Genomic DNA, 15,750 nt, shown 5'->3' with positions numbered 1-15,750 from the left:
GGCCGCCCGAATCCCGCCCACCCGGATGCCCGGTACGCTGACGCTGGAGGACCGGCAGCGAGGAATTCAGGAGACATGGCGAAAAGCGGTACGACGACGCAGGGCCTGCGCGCCGCGATCGAGCGCAGCGGGTACTACCCGGCACTGGTCGCCGAGGCGGTGCAGGAATCCGTCGGCGCCGAGGAGGTGCTCTCCTACCTCGTCTACCAGGAGACGACCTTCGACTCCGCCGAGGTGCGCCGCCACATCACCGTCCTCGCCCTCACCCCGACGCGGTTCATCGTCAGCCACACCGACGAGCACCCGGACGAGACCGCCGCCGAGGGCGCCGGCGGCTACGCCAGCACCTCCACCGAGAGCGTCAAGATCGGCCGCATCACCGGCGTGGTGGTCAGCCGGGTCGTCGCCTCGCCGGAGACCTACACCCCGGGCACCCCGCCCCGCGAGGTGCTGCTCACCGTCAACTGGGGCGGCGTCAGCCGCATCGACCTGGAGCCCGCCGACTGCCCCGACCCCAACTGCGAGGCGGACCACGGCTACACCGGCTCCACCACCGCCGACGACCTCACCGTCCGGGTGAGCGAGGCCGCCGACGGGCCGGAGACGGTCGCCCAGACCCTCGTCTTCGCCAAGGCGCTCACCGCGGCCACCACCCGCGCCGAATGACGCGCGCCGCATGACACCGCCGCACCTCCCCGCGGACCCGGAGCCCTATCCCGCGCCGCTCGACCCGCTCACCGCGCCCGTCCCGCCGTACGGCGGCGGCACCCTCGCCGACCTGCTGCCCGCGGTGCTCGCCGGCCTCGGCGTGCCCGTGTCGAACGGCGACGGCCCCGCGCCGTCCTTCGCGCTGCCGCCCGCCGACCGCGCCTGCGTCTTCCTGGTCGACGGCCTGGGCTGGGAGCAGCTGCGCGCCCACCCCGAGGACGCGCCGTTCCTCACCTCGCTGCTGCCCAGCTCCCTCGCGGGCAGCGGCGCCCCGCTGGTCACCGGCTTCCCGTCGACCACCGCCACCTCGCTGGCCTCCGTCGGCACCGGCCTGCCGCCCGGCCGGCACGGCCTGGTCGGCTACCGGGTCGCCATCCCCGGCGAGAACCGGCTGATGAACCAGCTGCGCTGGCGCCCCCACCAGGACCCGCGCGCCTGGCAGCCGTACCCGACGCTCTTCCGCCGCGCGGCCGCCGCCGGGATCGAGACCTGCCAGGTCTCCCAACCGGAGTTCGCCGACACCCCGTTGACGCGGGTCGCCCTCAGCGGCGGCTCCTTCCACGGCCGGTTCACCGGCGAGGAGCGGATGGACCTCGCCGCCGAGCGGCTCGCCGCCGGCGACCGCAGCCTGGTCTACGCCTACTACAGCGACCTGGACGGCACCGGCCACCGGCTCGGCGTCGACTCCGACTCCTGGCGCGCCCAGCTGCACACCGTCGACCGGCTGGCCCGCCGCCTCGCCGAGTCGCTGCCGCCCCGCTCGGTGCTCTACATCACCGGCGACCACGGCATGGTGGACATCGGCCCCGACCCCGAGGACCGCATCGACTTCGACGAGGACTGGGAGCTGCGCGCCGGCGTCGCCCTGCTGGGCGGCGAGGGCCGGGCCCGCCATGTCTACGCCGTGCCGGGCGGCGAGCGCGACGTGCTCGCGGTGTGGAGCGAGGTGCTCGGCGACCGGTTCTGGGTGGCGTCCCGCCAGCAGGCCGTCGCGGCCGGATGGTTCGGGCCGCAGGTCGACAAGCGGGTGCTGGGCCGGATCGGCGACGTCATCGCCGCCGCCCGGGACGCGGTGGCCGTCGTCGCCTCCGTCACCGAGCCCAACGAGACGGCGATGGTGGGCATGCACGGCTCGCTGGCGCCCTCCGACCGGCTCGTCCCGCTCCTCGAGGTACGCACCTGACGTGGGAGTCCGCCGGGGCGGATGCGACGCGCCGCGGCGCCGGGCGAAGCGATAATCCTCGGCAAGTCCCGCCGGTTCATGGCACGCTGAGCCCATGACTGGATCAGATTCCGGCAAACCGGGCAGCCCCGAGGCAGCGTCCGGCACCGCCGCCGCAGGCAGCACCGAGAACCCGGAGCCCGCGCCCGGCGCCGACGATGTCAAGCGCAAGTTCCGGGAGGCCCTCGCCCGAAAGAACGCCAACCAGGCCAACGGCGCCGCCGAAGGGCACGCCGACGGCCGCGGCAAGGCCAAGGGCGGCCAGCACGGTCCGGCCGTCCCGCAGCGGGAGTTCCGCCGCAAGAGCGGCTGACGATCCGCGGGGACGGCGCCCCGCCGCCCGGGGCGCTGCCGCTCAGGGCAGCGGATCGCCGTCCCGCAACACCGCGTCCACCACGGCCTGTTGCGCCTCGTTGAGGGACTTCTCGGCGCAGCGGGCCGTTCGGCCTGCCGCGCTGATCTCGTAGTGGAAGCCGTCCGGGACACCGTGCCCCGGGCCGCCGCCCTCCGCCGGCGCCGAGGCGACCGCCCGCCGGGCGAGCCCCTCCAGGCGCGCCCCGTCGGGCCGCCCCGCCGTCTCCAGGACGGCCCGCCGGGTGAGCCCGGCGAAGCCGCCGCTGCGCGTCACCGCGATCCGCATGGGGCCATCATCCCCCGGCTCACTTGGCCGGAACCCCGACCTGCGTCCAGGCCGCGGCCACCGCGTCCCGCTCCGGGCCGGCGCCGTACAGCGCCTGCGCCGCGGCGAGGGTGGCGGTCGCGAAGCCGGCGAAGTCCACGTCGTGGGCGAGGCCGCCGCCGGTCAGCGTCCGGTACCAGATGGGGCCGGCCTTGTCCCAGGCGTTGCCGCCGAGCGCGGCGGCCACCAGGTAGAAGGCGTGGTTGGGGATGCCGGAGTTGATGTGCACCCCGCCGCTGTCGGACGTGGTGGTGACGTAGCCGTCCATGGTGGCGGGCTGCGGGTCCTTGCCGAGCCGCGGGTCGTCGTAGGCGGTGCCGGGGGCCTTCATGGAGCGCAGCGCCTCGCCGTGCACACTCGGGGCGAGCAGCCCGGCGCCGATCAGCCAGTCGGCCTGGGCGGTGCTCTGCCCGAGGCTGAACTGCTTGATCAGCGAGCCGAAGACGTCCGAGACCGACTCGTTGAGCGCGCCGGACTGGTCCTGGTAGTCGAGGCCGGCGGAGTACTGGGTGACGCCGTGGGTCAGTTCGTGGCCGATGACGTCCAGCGGGATGGTGAAGTCAAGGAAGATCGTGCCGTCCCCGTCCCCGAAGATCATCTGCTTGCCGTCCCAGAACGCGTTGTCGTAGTTGCGCCCGTAGTGGACGGTGGCGTCCAGCGGCAGCCCCGCGTCGTCGATCGAGTGCCGCGCGAAGACCTTCAGATAGAACTCGAAGGTGGCGCCGAGTCCGGTGTACGCGCGGTCCGCCGACTGGTCGGCGACCGCCGGGTCTCCTTCGCCGCGCACCTTCTTCCCCGGCTCGACCTGGCGGTGGTCGGCCGTGTAGATCGTCCGGTCCGGGGTGTCGGAGGGGGTGCCGGGAGCCGCCGGCAGCGCGAGGGTGCGGCGGGTGCGCCGCATCGCGTCGTGCTCCAGGGTGGTGCGGGCGGCGGCGGCGATCGCCGCGGTCTCCTCGGTGTGGACGGCGAGTCGCTCGAGGATGTGCGGCGGGACGATGGTGCAGAAGGTCGGGCTGGTCGACTCGGTCATGCCCAGAATCTGGCACGCCGTCATATCGCTGTCACGACCCGTGACGACGATGTCCGAAAGGTCCGTCAAGTCCCGTGAACACATGCGCGATTTGATGTGCCGTCAGATGGTGGATGCAGCGATGTGGTATAATTATTAGTAGCAAGCGGCAGCCCCCTGTTCCTCACCGTGCACCACGAGGAGCGGGGGGCATTTTTTATGAGCCCATTCCGCATCGGCCGCCCGTCCCGCACGGGCCCGGCCGCCCGCATGTTCGGCTACCTCCGCCGCCACCCCGGCGCGCTGGCGGGCCTCGCCGCCGTCCCGCTGCCCAGCCTGCTGGGCGTCGTCCCGCCGCTGATCGTCCGGCATGTCGTGGACGCGGCGCTGAGCGCCCACCGCGCGCCGCTCGCCCCCTGGCTGACGCTGCTCGCCGTCCTCGCCGCGGTCCGCTTCGCCGCCTCCGCGGCCTCCCGGTACGCCTCCGAGCGGCTCGCCTCCGGCGTCGAACGCGACCTGCGCGTCGACGCGTTCGCCGCGCTGCAACGCCTGGACGGCCGCCCGGCCGGCCTCCGCGAGCCCGGTCACGTGCTCGGGCGCATGACCGGCGACATCTCGCTCGTCCGGCTGGCTGTCGCCGACCTCCCGGTGCTCGTCAGCAACCTGGTGCTGTGCGGGTTCTCGCTGGTGGCGATGGTGGTGCTCGCCCCGCTGCTGTCCGTCGTCGCGCTCGCCGCGATGGCGCCGGCGGTGGTCTTCGTGCGGCGCTCCCGGCGGCTCAACCCCCCGGCGCAGCTGACCGCCTCGCGGGCGTCGGCGGCGGCCGCCGGCCGGGTGGCGCGGGCCGTCCGCGGGATGCGGGTGGTGCAGGCGTTCGGCCGCCAGCAGCACGAGCGCGACGCGTACGGCGCCGCCGTCGACGCGCAGCTGGCCGCGCAACTCCGGCTGGTCCGGCTGCAGGCGGGCACCGGCTCGGCGCTGCAGGCGATCCCGGCGCTGGGCCAGGCCGGGGTGCTGCTGCTGGGCGGCTGGCTGGTGCTGCGCGGGGACGTCACCCCGGGCACGTTCGCCGCGTTCGGCGCGTACCTCGCGATGGCGCTGCGCCCGGTGCGGATCCTCGCGGCGATGGCCGGGCTGCTGCCGCGCGCGGCGATCGCGCTGCGGCGCGTCCTGGAGATCGTCGACGCCCGGCCGCGGATCATCGACCGGCCGGGCGCGCGGCCCCTCCCGGACGGGCCGCTGGGCGTCCGCTTCGACGGCGTGACCGTCCGGGACGACGCGGGCCGGGCCGTCCTCGACGGCCTGGACCTGGAGATCCGCCCCGGCGAGACGGTCGCCCTCACCGGCCCCTCCGGCTCCGGCAAGACCACCGCGGCGCTGCTGCTGCCCCGGCTGATCGACCCGGACGCGGGACGGGTGCTGATCGGCGGTCAGGACGTCCGCGACACCGCGCTGGACGCGCTGCGCGGGCGGATCGGCGCGGTGCTCGACGACGGCTTCCTGATCGCCGGCACCATCGCCGAGAACATCGCCTACGGCCGCCCGGCCGCGGACCGCGCCGCGGTGGTCGAGGCGGCGCACGCGGCGGGCGTCGACGAGTTCGCCGAACGCCTGCCCGACGGGTACGACTCGATGGTGGGGGAGCGCGGCATGACGCTCTCCGGCGGCCAGCGCCAGCGCGTCGCGCTGGCCCGCGCGCTGCTCACCGCCCCGGACGTGCTCGTCCTCGACGACGCGACCTCGGCGGTGGACGCCCAGATCGAGGAGCGCATCCACGCCACCCTCCGCGGCCTGCTCCGCGGCCGCACCGTCCTGCTCATAGCCCACCGCCGCACGACGCTGTCGCTCGCCGACCGAGTCATCCACCTCCCACCGGCCTCCAACACCCCCCGCGAGCCGGCCACCGCGAGCCAGGCGCCTCGCGCCGGCGCGGCGCCGACCCCGGACTCGCCGGTCCACCTCGCACCGCCCCCACCCCGGGCGGGGTGCCGGGGCGGAGGGGCGGCGAAGGCCACCGCGGACTCGCCGATCCACCCCGCACCGACCCCACCCCGCGCGAAGCGCCGCCGCGGAGGCGCCGCGAAGGCCGCCGCGCTGCTCACGGTCTCCGCCGCCGCGGCCCTCGTCGGGCCGCTCGCACTGCGCCGCGGCCTGGACGGGGCCCTCGCCCACAGCCCCCACGCCACCGCGACCCTCCTCCTCGCCACCGCCGCCGCGGCCCTCGCCGCCGGCGTCCTGTGGATCTCCACCGCCGCCGCCACGACCGCCGCCGGCACCGCCGCCCACACCCGCGCCGCCGCCACCCGCCGGAGGCTCTTCGCACACCTCACCGCCCTCGACCCCGGCCAGAGCGACCGCGCCGCCCTCACCCGCTTCACCGCCGACGTCGACAGCGTCACCTCCTTCCGGGCCAACTCCCTCCCCACCGTGCTCGCCCAACTGCTCACCGCCGCCGGCGCCCTCGCCGCCCTCCTCGCCCTCGACCCGGCCCTCGCCTGGCCCGCCCCCGCCCTCGTCCCCGTCGTCGCGGCCGCCACCACCTGGTACCGCGCCCGCGCCCTCCGCGCCCACCGCGCCGCGCGCAAGCGCCTCGCCGAGGCCAACGCCCGCGTCCAGGAGAACCTCGACGGCCTGCGCACCGTCCACCTCTTCCGCCGCGCCGACCACGACATCGCCGCCTTCGCCGCACTCGCCGACGAACGCCGCCGGCTCCAGCTGCGCGGCAACACCGCGTTCTCCCTCACCGTCGCCTTCACCTGGCTGCTCACCGATGCCGGCACCGCGCTGGTGCTGATCCTCGCCGCGCCCGGCCTCGCCGGCCGCACGGTCACCGCCGGCACCGTCACCGCTCTCGTCGCCTATCTGGCGATGTTCTTCCAGCCGGTCGCGTCGCTCTCCGCCACCCTCGACGACTACCTGAAGGCCGCCGTCGGCGCCCGCGCCGTCCGCGCGCTGCTGGAGACCCGGCCCGCCGTCCCGGCCCTCCCGGACGCCGCGCCCCCGGACCCGGACCGCGCCGGGACCCCCACCGAACTCGCCCTGCGCGACGTCCGGTTCAGCTACCCCGGTGCCGCCGCCACCGCCCCCGCGCTGAGCGGGCTCACCGCGACCATCCGCCCCGGCACCCGCGTCGCCGTCGTCGGCGCCACCGGCGCCGGCAAGTCCACGCTGGTCAAGCTGCTCGCCCGGTTCCACGACCCGTCGGCCGGCAGCGTCCTCGCGGACGGACGCGACCTGCGCACCCTCGACCCGGACGCGCACCGCCGCCGGCTCGGCATCGTCCTCCAGGAGCCGCACCTCGCCGCCGCCGTGCTGCCGCCCGGCCGGGCCACCGTCCGGGACGCCGTCGCCTACGGCCGGCCGGACGCCACCGATGACGAGGTGGTCCGCGCCGCCCGCGCGGTCGGCGCCCACGAGGCCATCGCGGCGCTGCCGGACGGCTACGCCACCCCGCTCGGCGACACGGGCGGCGCCGAACTCCCGGCCGGCACCCGCCAGCTGATCGCGCTGGCCCGCGCCGAGCTCGTCGACCCGGACGTGCTCCTCCTCGACGAGGCCACCGCGGTCCTCGACCCGGAGGCGGACGCCCGCGTCGCCCGCGCCGTCGCACAGCTGTCCAGGCGGCGCACCACTGTGATCGTCGCCCACCGCCTCGACACCGCCCGCGCCGCGGACCGCATCCTCGTCCTGGACGGCGGCCGGCTCGCCGAGGACGGCAGCCACGACCAGCTGCTCGCCCGCGGCGGCCGCTACGCCGATCTGTGGCGCGCCTACATCGGCAGCGGTCCCACCACCTCGAACAGCGCCCCGTCGGGATCCTCCAGCCCGGCCATCCGCCCGTAGCGGGTGTCGTAGGGAGGCAACCGGACCTGGCCGCCCGCCTCGGAGGCCAGGTCCGCCGCCCGGTCCGCGTCCGCCACCCGAAAGACCGTCAACCAGCGCGGGCCCACCGCCTTCGCGGCGTCCCCGACCCCGCGGATCCACGCCACCGGACGGTCGCCGGCCCGCAGCGCCACCAGATCCTCCCGCCCGCCGTCCGCCCGCTCCCGCCCGCCGTCCGCCCGATCCGACTCCCGCTCGCCCTGCACCCGCTCCGGCTCCAGCCCGAAGACCGCCCGGTAGAAGGCGCCCGCCACCTCCGCGTCACCGGTCAGCAGCTCGCACCAGGCCAGCGTCCCCGGCTCGCCGGCCGCCTCGGAGCCGAGGAACTCCTCGGCCTCCCAGATCCCGAACGCCGCGCCGAGCGGGTCCGCGGCGACCGCCCGCCGCCCCATCCGCCCCAGCTGCAGCGGGCCCACCGCCACCGTCCCCCCGTTCGAGCGGATGTCGTCGGCGGTGCCGTCGGCCGAGTCCACCGCGAGGTAGGCCGTCCACATCGAGGGCAGCGCATCCGCGGGGATCCGGCCCAGCCCCGCCACCGGCAGCCCGCGCAGCGTCGCCGACACCGAGCCGCTCAGCTCGGCCGGGCCCGGCTCGAAGTCCCAGCCCAGCAGGCGGCCGTAGAAGTCCTGCGCGGCCGCCGGATCATGGCTCATCAGCCCCACCCAGGCCGGGGTCCCCGGCCGCCGACGGTTCTCGACCTGCACCACGTCCGCACGCTCCTCGTCGCTCGCCGGTTACCGCTCACGGACCAGCCTGCCCGTCCGGCCCTCCGCACCCGCCCCGGCACGCCGGGGGCGTGCGGACGCCCGACCCCGCGCGGCGTACGCTCGCCACCATGGCCACGCTGCTGACGACCCCCCAGGAGCTGATCGTCGACATCGAGGGCGACGAGCCCCCGGTCCTCCTCGACATCCGCTACGAACTCAACGGCCCCTCCGGATCGATCGACTACGCTGCGGGCCACATTCCCGGCGCGCACTGGATCGACCTGGACCGCGCGCTGGCCGGCGAGCCCGGCGCCGCCGGCCGCCACCCGCTGCCCGACCCCGCGGTGCTGGGTGCGGCGCTGCGCCGCGCGGGCGTGACGGCCGACCGCCCGGTGGTGGTCTACGACGGCGGCAACGGGATGGGCGCGGCCCGCGCCTGGTGGACGCTGCGCTACTTCGGCCACCCGGACGTCCGCGTGCTGGACGGCGGCTACGCCGCGTGGACCGCCCAGGACCTGCCCGGCAGCACCGAGCCCGCGGAGCCCGAGGACGGCGACTTCGAGCCCCGTCCCGGCGGCATGCCGCTGCTGGACGCGGATGCGGCCGTCGAACTCGCGCACACCGGACTGCTGTTCGACGCCCGTGCGGCGGAACGGTACCGGGGTGAGGTCGAGCCGATCGACAAGGTGGCCGGCCACATCCCGGGCGCCCGCTCGCTCCCGACGGCCGGGAACATGGCGGCGGACGGGCGCTTCCGCCCGGTCCCCGAGCTCGTCGAGCGGTTCGCCGCCGCGGGCGCCGAGGCGGGGACGCAGACCCCGGTCGGCGTCTACTGCGGCTCCGGCGTCTCCGCCGCGCAGCAGGTCATCGCGCTGGCCCTGGCGGACATCCCCGCGGCGCTCTACGTCGGCTCCTGGAGCGAGTGGTCCTCCGACCCCGCCCGCAAGGTCGCCACCGGCCCGACGCCGTAGCAGCACCTCGCCCCGGCGCCCGCCTGAGCGGAGCGCCGGGGCGAGGGGACGGCAGAGGACTACTCCGACGACTTCTTCCGCCGGCTGCCGAAGACGATCTCGTCCCAGCTGGGCACCGTCGCCCGGCGGCCGGGCCGGACACCGTCCGCCTCGGCCTGGCGATCCGTCGTGCCCCGCAGCCGATCCCGGTGCGGCACCGCCGACCGCGGCATCAGGATGTCCGCGTACGCGGCCCCCGCACCCGAGCCCGCGGCCTGCTGCCGCTGCTCCGGCATCTCCCGATCGGCACGCTCCACCCGCTCGACGGACGGCACCGCCGCCCCGCCGCTCGCCGCGGCCGCCGGCTTCGGCGCCGCCTCGGGCTCGGTCTCCGGCGGGGCCGAGGCGGCCGGCTCGGAACGCTCCAGGTCGCCCCGGTAGTTCGGGACGCTCTCCAGCAGGCTGGTCAGCGAGTCGCGCTCGCCCGTCTCGCTCGCCGCCGCGGGCCGCTCCGGCCGCTCGGGACGCTGCTTCGGCTCCGGCGCGGCGGTCGGCTCCGCGGCCGGCCGCTCCGGGGGAGCGTCCGTGACCGTGCCGGCCGCCGGCGCCTGCGCCGCCGGCCCCTGGTCGCGCTCCCGCTCCCGCTCGCGGTCGCGGTCCCGGCCGCGCGGCAGCCGCGCGATCCTCGGGACGAAGGGGAAGGACGGCTCGGGCCGCTCCGGCGACTCGCCGAGCAGCTCCCGCGCCTCCTCGTCATTGGCCTGGACCAGCCGCCGCGGCGGGTCGTACGACCAGCTCGCGGAGTGCGGCTGACCACCGGCGCGGTAGACCAGCAGCACCTCCCAGGTGCCGTCGTCCCGACGCCAGGAGTCCCACTGGACGGAGTCCTTCTCGGCGCCGCGCAGCATCAGCCGCTCCGCCACCGCGTCGCCCAACTGCGGACCGGTGGACTCGCCCTGACGCCGGATCGGCGTCTTGCGCGCCCGCTCGGCCATGAACGCCCGCTCGGCGAGCACCGGGCCCTCGAAGCGGCGCACCCGCTCGACGGGGATCCCCGCCATCTGGGCGACCTCTTCGGCGCTGGCCCCGGCGCGGATGCGCGCCTGGATGTCGCGGGGCCGCAGGTGGCTCTCGACCTCGATCTCGATCTGCCCGAGGCGCGCGCGGTCGTTGCGGACCGCGGCGCGGAGTCTCTCGTCGATCGGAAGGGTGTATTCCGTGGCGTCGGCAGACTTCAGCACCAGGCGTGTGCCGTCGTTGCTGACGGCCACGACACGCAGTTCGGGCATAGGGACCTCCCGGGTGGTGCCTGCCGACGTCACCTGCGCCGCTCCCGTAACGAGTGTGACTTGCCCCGCTGCGGCTTGCCACAACCTTGCAGAGTTATCCGGCAGCTTCAGCCATTTCTGACGCGCCGTTATGGCACGGTTTCTCCCTTTCCGTGCATTGGGCATGCCGAACCGCAACTCCGGCCCGGCTACCGGAGCTTGAACAGTACTCCATTTGGAGCAGAAGGGTACGCGGCTCGCCGTTCGGCCGTTCCGGGGAAACCTGACGATCGCGCTCCGCTTGGCCTCGTGGGGCCGCGTGTCGGCTGGACAGGCGCGTGAGCATCTTCACAGTTCGCCGCCGTGGTCCCGATCGGTTTGGCACTCGTCCGGGCAATCTGCTCATCCTTGATCAATGCAGGCGTTCAGGGGATGTTGATGGCGGACAGGGACACGACAGACGAGACGGGCGCGAACGAGCGCGTCAAAGGCGGCGGCAAGCGGCTGGAACTGAGCCTCTCCCAGGTGGTGGCGAGCGCGCTCGCGGCCGTCACCGCCGCCGCGATGGCCTCGTTCGCGGGCGTCTACGGCACCCTGATCGGCGCCGGGGTGGTCAGCATCGTCGCCACCGTCGGCACCGCGCTCTACCAGCGGGCCGCGCAGCGCGCCTCGAAGAGCCTGCGCGGCGGCGTCTTCACCGGCCTGGTCAAGACGTCCCTGCACAGCCGCCCGACCCGCCCCCTCCCCAAGGTGACGGACGCGCCCGCGCGCACCGCGCCCACCCAGGCGCCGCCCGAGCCGGCCCCCGTCCCCAGGCCTGCCCCGACCCCGGCACCGGCCCCGAGGCCCAGCCAAAAGCCCCCCGCGCCCGCGCCCGCGCCCGCCGCCGGGACCGTCCACGACCAGCGGATGCTGATCCCGCGGATCGACCCGGCCGCGCCGCGTCCCGCCGAGGAGCAGCCCGACGACCAGGAGGACCGATCTCCGGCGTCCGCCGACGAGACCGTGCTGCTGGACCGGACCGCCCTGCTCCCCCAACCGTCCGACCAGGCCGGACCCGACCCCGACGCCACCGTCCTGCTCGACGCCGCCGGCGCGCCGGACGGCCCCGGCGGCCCTGACGCCCCGTCCGTCGCCGGCGAGCCCGCCCGTCGGCGCCGCCCCCGCTGGGTCGTCTACCTGGCCACCGCGGTCGCCGTCTTCGTCCTCGCGATGGGCATCATCACGCTGATCGAGGCGCTCTCCGGCTCCAGCATGTCCGGCTGGTGGGGCAACAAGAACGGCGGCGGCACCACCGTGGGACGCACCGTCGGCGGCGAGAGCGGCCGCACCCACGACCCCTCCCCGACGCCCACCCCCACCGACACCTCCGGCACCGGCTCGGGCTCCGGCGGCACCGGGACGACGTCCACCCCGTCCCCCTCGACGAGCGCCGGGACCGGCGGCGGCTCCGGCGGCGGGAGCAGCAGCACCCCGACGCCGACGCCCTCCGAGACCGCGTCGGGCGGCGGCCGCCCGACCGACAGCGCCACCTCGGGGGAGGGCTCGGTGGGCTCGGGCAACTCCGGCAGCAGCGGCGAGGACGCCGCCGGCACCGGCGCCACCCCCGCCCCGACCACCGGAAACTAGGTCCTGTCCGGGGTCCGGGTCAGGAGCCCAGCACCCGCCGCAGGTAGGCGTTGCCGAACCGCCGGTCCGGGTCGAGCCGGTCGCGCAGCGCGGTGAACTCGCCGAACCGCGGATAGGCCGCGGCCAGGTACTCGGCGTCCCGGCTGTGCAGCTTGCCCCAGTGCGGCCGGCCGCCGTGGCCGACCATGATCTGCTCCACCGCCTCGAAGTACTCCCGGAACGGCGTGCCGCGGTACATGTGCACGGCGATGTAGGCGGAGTCCCGGCCGCTCGCCGTGGAGAGCGGGATGTCGTCGGCCGGCGCCACCCGCACCTCCACCGGGAAGCTGATCCGCCACCCGGACCCCTCCACCGCGGCGCGCACCTCGCGCAGCGCCTCCACCGCGGCCTCCCGCGGCAGCGCGTACTCCATCTCCACGAACCGCACCCGGCGCGGGCTGGTGAAGACCCGGTAGGCCTCGTCGGTGTAGCTGCGGGCGGAGAGCGCCCGGCTGGAGAGCTGGGCGATGGACGGGATCGTCGACGGGACGAGCCGTCCGAGCCGATTCGCCACCTCGAACACGCCGTTCGAAAGGACCTCGTCGTCGAGGAAACCGGAAATTCGTCCGACCGGATTCCGCGGGCCCTCCGTGCGGTTGTTCCGCTTGGTGTTGGTGCGGTCCGTGTGCGGGAACCAGTAGAACTCGAAGTGCTCGTTGTCGGACACCAGTTCGCCGAATCGGTCGAGGACCTCGTCGAGGGCCATCGGCTCCTCGCGGGCCTCCAGGAGGAACATCGGCTCCACCGCGAACGTCAGTTCGGTGGCGATGCCCAGGGCGCCCAGCCCGACCCGGGCCGCCGCGAACAGCTCCCGCTCCTCCTCGTCGCCGTCCGGGCCGCAGCGCCGCACCGTGCCGTCCGCCAGCACCAGCTCCATGCCGCGCAGCTGCGCCGCGATCGAGCCCGAGTCGCGGCCCGTCCCGTGCGTGCCGGTGCTCACCGCGCCCGCGGCCGTCTGCACCATGATGTCGCCCATGTTGGTGAGCGACAGGCCCTCCGCCGCCAGCAGTTGGTTGAGCGTGCGCAGCGGCATGCCCGCGCCCACCGTGACCGTGCCGGCCTCCCGGTCCAGGCGGCGCAGCCCGGCCATCCGGTCCAGCCGCACCTGCACCCCGTCGGTGAGCGCCACCGCCGTGAAGGAGTGCCCGGAGCCCACCGCCTTCACCGGCTGCCCGGCCTCCGCCGCCTCCCGGACCGCCGCGCCGAGCTCCCCGGCGCTGCCCGGGACGACCACCCGCCGCGGCTCCGACGACTGGTTGCCCGCCCAGTTGGACCATCGCGACCCGGAGCGGGGTCGCTGAACCGGGTGAGGTTTCGTGGTGCTCAAACCCTCTGGCCTCCTCGATCCGGGGCGGCTCCGCTGCTGCCGCCGGGTGGCGCTCATCCTGCCCAAAACCGCTACCCCTCGGTAGGGGTTGTGCCGAACCGTGTCCCGGCCGGCGGCCGGCGGCCGGCGTCCCGGTATGCCCCGCTCCGGGCCCGGCGGGACGGGATGGCAGGATCGGGGGCATGCCCGAAGCCCGATCCGAAGTCTCGCCCTACGACGCGCTCCTGCTGCTGTCCTTCGGCGGCCCCGAGGGGCCCGAGGACGTGGTGCCGTTCCTGGAGAACGTCACCCGCGGCCGCGGCATCCCCCGAGAACGGCTGGAACAGGTCGGGCAGCACTACTTCCGGTACGGCGGGGTGTCCCCGATCAACGAGCAGAACCGCCGGCTGCTCGCCGCGATCCGCGAGGACTTCGCCGCGCACGGCGTCGATCTGCCGGTCTACTGGGGCAACCGCAACTGGGAGCCGTACCTCACCGACACGCTGCGCGCGATGGCCGCGGACGGCGTCCGCCGCGTGCTCGTCCTCGCCACCAGCGCCTACGCGTCGTACTCGGGCTGCCGCCAGTACCGCGAGAACCTCGCCGAGTCGCTGGACGCCCTCGCCGCCGAAGGCGAAGCCTCCGAAGGGCCGGAGGGCACCGCGCCCCTGACGGTCGACAAGCTGCGGCACTTCTTCAACCACCCCGGCTTCGTCGAACCCATGGTCGACAACGTCCTCGCCGCGCTGGACGAGCTGCCCGCCGCGGTGCGCGAGCACGCGCCCCTCGTCTTCACCACGCACTCCATCCCCACCTCCGCGGCCGACACCTCCGGCGCGCCGGAGGACCCGGCGCGCGCCGAGGGCCACCCCGGCGGTGCCTACGTCGCCCAGCACCTGGACGTGGCCCGGCTGGTCGCCGACGGCGTCCGCAAGGCCACCGGCACCCGCCGGCCCTGGCAGCTCGTCTACCAGAGCCGCAGCGGCGCCCCGCACATCCCGTGGCTGGAGCCGGACATCTGCGACCACCTGGAGGCGCTGCACGACGACGGCGTCCCGGGAGCGGTGATGGTGCCGATCGGCTTCGTCTCGGACCACATGGAGGTCGTCTACGACCTCGACACCGAGGCCACCGCCAAGGCCCGGGAGCTGCGGCTGCCGGTCGCCCGCGCGGCCACCGTCGGCACCGACCCGCGGTTCACCGCCGCCGTCCGCGAGCTGGTGCTGGAGCGGGCCGCCGCCGAGCGCGGCGAGAAGCCGCGCCGCTGCGCGCTCGGCGCGCTCGGCCCCAGCCACGACCTTTGCCCGGCCGGATGCTGCCCCGCGCCGCGCCGCCCCGGCGCGCCGGAGCCCCGCCGCGCGGCCGCCGGGGTTGACTGACGGGGCCCGCCGACCCGACCGCGGACAACCGAGGAGAGCAGCCATGCCCGCACCCGCCCGGCCCGATCCCGACGAGCTGCTGGCGGTCGCGCTCGACGCGGCGCGCCGCGCGGGCGCGCTGCTGCGCGACGGCCGCCCGGACGACCTCGGCGTCGACCACACCAAGTCCAGCCCCACCGACGTCGTGACCGAGATGGACATCGCCGCCGAGAAGCTCCTGGTCCAGGAGATCTCGGCGCTCCGCCCGGACGACGGCTTCCTCGGCGAGGAGGGCGCGTCCCGGGAGGGCACCAGCGGCGTGCGCTGGGTCGTCGACCCGCTCGACGGCACCGTCAACTACCTCTACGGGCTGCCCGAGTGGGCGGTCTCGGTGGCCGCGGAGGACGCGGACGGCACGGTCGTCGGCGTCGTCGAGGTGCCGATGCGCGGGGAGGTGTTCCGCGCGGTGCGCGGCCGCGGGGCGTTCCTCACCGGCCCGGACGGCAAGGAGCGGCGGCTGGCGGTGCGTCCCGCGCCGCGGCTGGACCGGGCGCTGGTCGCCACCGGCTTCGGCTACCTGCGGGAACGCCGCAACCGCCAGGCGGCGGTGGCCCGCACGCTGATCCCGCGGGTGCGGGACATCCGGCGGGGCGGCTCCGCGGCGATCGACCTGTCCGACGTGGCCGCCGGACGCCTCGACGCGCACTACGAGCGCGGCCTCAACCCGTGGGACCTGGCGGCGGGCGTCCTCATCGCCCGCGAGGCCGGCGCGCGGGCCGGCGGCCGCCGGGTCCCCGAGCCCGACGCGGAGTTCGCACTGACGTCCGCGCCGGGCCTCTACGACCAACTCCACGACACCCTCGACGAACTCGGCGCGTGGCACGACTAGGACACGCACCCGGAGCGGGCCGGTCCCGCGCCCCTGACGGCGCGGCGGAGCCGTCGACGCGCCGCTGACGTGCCCCGCAGGGGCGCGGGGAACTGCGCGGGTGA

The 15,750-nt window shown here is 75.8% G+C and carries 13 protein-coding genes; 8 read left to right on the top strand and 5 right to left on the bottom strand.

The genetic code is table 11. From position 1 onward, the window contains the following. Window positions 1–75: 75 nt before the first annotated feature. The 3 genes from BIV57_RS17850 to BIV57_RS17840 all read left to right on the top strand — a co-directional run bounded on the left by BIV57_RS17850 (window position 76) and on the right by BIV57_RS17840 (window position 2,243). Window positions 76–666, top strand: a complete 591-nt coding sequence (locus BIV57_RS17850; protein ID WP_071657842.1) for a DUF5998 family protein — start codon at window positions 76–78, stop codon at window positions 664–666. 10 nt (window positions 667–676) lie between these two features. Further along, window positions 677–1,891, top strand: coding sequence for an alkaline phosphatase family protein (locus tag BIV57_RS17845; protein ID WP_071657841.1), 1,215 nt, complete (start codon window positions 677–679; stop codon window positions 1,889–1,891). Between the two features lie 94 nt (window positions 1,892–1,985). Further along, window positions 1,986–2,243, top strand: a complete 258-nt coding sequence (locus tag BIV57_RS17840) for a DUF5302 domain-containing protein (protein WP_071657840.1) — start codon at window positions 1,986–1,988, stop codon at window positions 2,241–2,243. A 42-nt stretch (window positions 2,244–2,285) separates the two neighbouring features. On the opposite strand, the gene BIV57_RS17835 is transcribed toward BIV57_RS17840, so the two are convergent. Beyond that, window positions 2,286–2,570, bottom strand: a complete 285-nt coding sequence (locus tag BIV57_RS17835; RefSeq protein ID WP_071657839.1) for a protealysin inhibitor emfourin — start codon at window positions 2,568–2,570, stop codon at window positions 2,286–2,288. 19 nt (window positions 2,571–2,589) lie between these two features. Further along, window positions 2,590–3,639 (bottom strand): M4 family metallopeptidase, encoded by a 1,050-nt coding sequence (locus tag BIV57_RS17830; protein ID WP_071657838.1) that lies wholly within the window; start codon window positions 3,637–3,639, stop codon window positions 2,590–2,592. A 198-nt stretch (window positions 3,640–3,837) separates the two neighbouring features. Between BIV57_RS17830 and BIV57_RS17825 the strand changes: the two genes are divergently transcribed. Beyond that, window positions 3,838–7,461: an ABC transporter ATP-binding protein gene (locus BIV57_RS17825; protein WP_079170436.1), complete on the top strand. Its 3,624-nt coding sequence runs from the start codon at window positions 3,838–3,840 to the stop codon at window positions 7,459–7,461. On the opposite strand, the gene BIV57_RS17820 is transcribed toward BIV57_RS17825, so the two are convergent. Then, on the bottom strand, window positions 7,389–8,207 hold the full coding sequence (locus BIV57_RS17820; protein ID WP_071657837.1) for a VOC family protein: 819 nt from the start codon (window positions 8,205–8,207) through the stop codon (window positions 7,389–7,391). The two genes, BIV57_RS17825 and BIV57_RS17820, sit on opposite strands and share 73 nt — an antisense overlap. A gap of 128 nt (window positions 8,208–8,335) precedes the next feature. Between BIV57_RS17820 and BIV57_RS17815 the strand changes: the two genes are divergently transcribed. Continuing rightward, a complete protein-coding gene (locus BIV57_RS17815; RefSeq protein WP_071657836.1) occupies window positions 8,336–9,178 on the top strand; it encodes a sulfurtransferase in 843 nt (280 codons plus the stop codon). A 59-nt stretch (window positions 9,179–9,237) separates the two neighbouring features. On the opposite strand, the gene sepH is transcribed toward BIV57_RS17815, so the two are convergent. Beyond that, the gene (gene sepH / locus BIV57_RS17810) at window positions 9,238–10,479 is read right to left on the bottom strand and encodes a septation protein SepH (RefSeq protein WP_071657835.1); all 1,242 of its coding nucleotides are present in this window, start codon (window positions 10,477–10,479) and stop codon (window positions 9,238–9,240) included. A 384-nt stretch (window positions 10,480–10,863) separates the two neighbouring features. Here sepH and BIV57_RS25295 point away from each other — a divergent pair, with 384 nt between their 5' ends. Next, window positions 10,864–12,054 (top strand): hypothetical protein, encoded by a 1,191-nt coding sequence (locus BIV57_RS25295; RefSeq protein ID WP_175548786.1) that lies wholly within the window; start codon window positions 10,864–10,866, stop codon window positions 12,052–12,054. Window positions 12,055–12,073: 19 nt separating this feature from the next. Here the strand turns inward: BIV57_RS25295 and BIV57_RS17795 are convergent, their stop codons facing one another. Beyond that, window positions 12,074–13,420, bottom strand: coding sequence for a D-arabinono-1,4-lactone oxidase (locus BIV57_RS17795; RefSeq protein WP_071657832.1), 1,347 nt, complete (start codon window positions 13,418–13,420; stop codon window positions 12,074–12,076). A gap of 182 nt (window positions 13,421–13,602) precedes the next feature. Here BIV57_RS17795 and BIV57_RS17790 point away from each other — a divergent pair, with 182 nt between their 5' ends. Beyond that, the gene (locus BIV57_RS17790) at window positions 13,603–14,778 is read left to right on the top strand and encodes a ferrochelatase (RefSeq protein ID WP_071657831.1); all 1,176 of its coding nucleotides are present in this window, start codon (window positions 13,603–13,605) and stop codon (window positions 14,776–14,778) included. Between the two features lie 43 nt (window positions 14,779–14,821). Next, window positions 14,822–15,646, top strand: coding sequence for an inositol monophosphatase family protein (locus BIV57_RS17785; RefSeq protein WP_071657830.1), 825 nt, complete (start codon window positions 14,822–14,824; stop codon window positions 15,644–15,646). The last annotated feature ends 104 nt before the right edge of the window (window positions 15,647–15,750 follow it).

It is taken from the genome of Mangrovactinospora gilvigrisea (genome assembly GCF_001879105.1).
GTDB lineage: Bacteria > Actinomycetota > Actinomycetes > Streptomycetales > Streptomycetaceae > Mangrovactinospora > Mangrovactinospora gilvigrisea.
Note: the sequence above shows the minus strand (reverse complement) of the source record. Positions and strands in the feature narration are given on the sequence as shown.

Excerpts from the sequence above, each read along its gene's own strand:
- BIV57_RS17850 (WP_071657842.1), top strand. The coding sequence starts at position 76 with ATGGCGAAAAGCGGTACGACGACGCAGGGCCTGCGCGCCGCGATCGAG.
- BIV57_RS17845 (WP_071657841.1), top strand. The coding sequence starts at position 677 with ATGACACCGCCGCACCTCCCCGCGGACCCGGAGCCCTATCCCGCGCCG.
- BIV57_RS17840 (WP_071657840.1), top strand. The coding sequence starts at position 1,986 with ATGACTGGATCAGATTCCGGCAAACCGGGCAGCCCCGAGGCAGCGTCC.
- BIV57_RS17835 (WP_071657839.1), bottom strand. The coding sequence starts at position 2,570 with ATGCGGATCGCGGTGACGCGCAGCGGCGGCTTCGCCGGGCTCACCCGG.
- BIV57_RS17830 (WP_071657838.1), bottom strand. The coding sequence starts at position 3,639 with ATGACCGAGTCGACCAGCCCGACCTTCTGCACCATCGTCCCGCCGCAC.
- BIV57_RS17825 (WP_079170436.1), top strand. The coding sequence starts at position 3,838 with ATGAGCCCATTCCGCATCGGCCGCCCGTCCCGCACGGGCCCGGCCGCC.
- BIV57_RS17815 (WP_071657836.1), top strand. The coding sequence starts at position 8,336 with ATGGCCACGCTGCTGACGACCCCCCAGGAGCTGATCGTCGACATCGAG.
- BIV57_RS25295 (WP_175548786.1), top strand. The coding sequence starts at position 10,864 with ATGGCGGACAGGGACACGACAGACGAGACGGGCGCGAACGAGCGCGTC.
- BIV57_RS17790 (WP_071657831.1), top strand. The coding sequence starts at position 13,603 with ATGCCCGAAGCCCGATCCGAAGTCTCGCCCTACGACGCGCTCCTGCTG.
- BIV57_RS17785 (WP_071657830.1), top strand. The coding sequence starts at position 14,822 with ATGCCCGCACCCGCCCGGCCCGATCCCGACGAGCTGCTGGCGGTCGCG.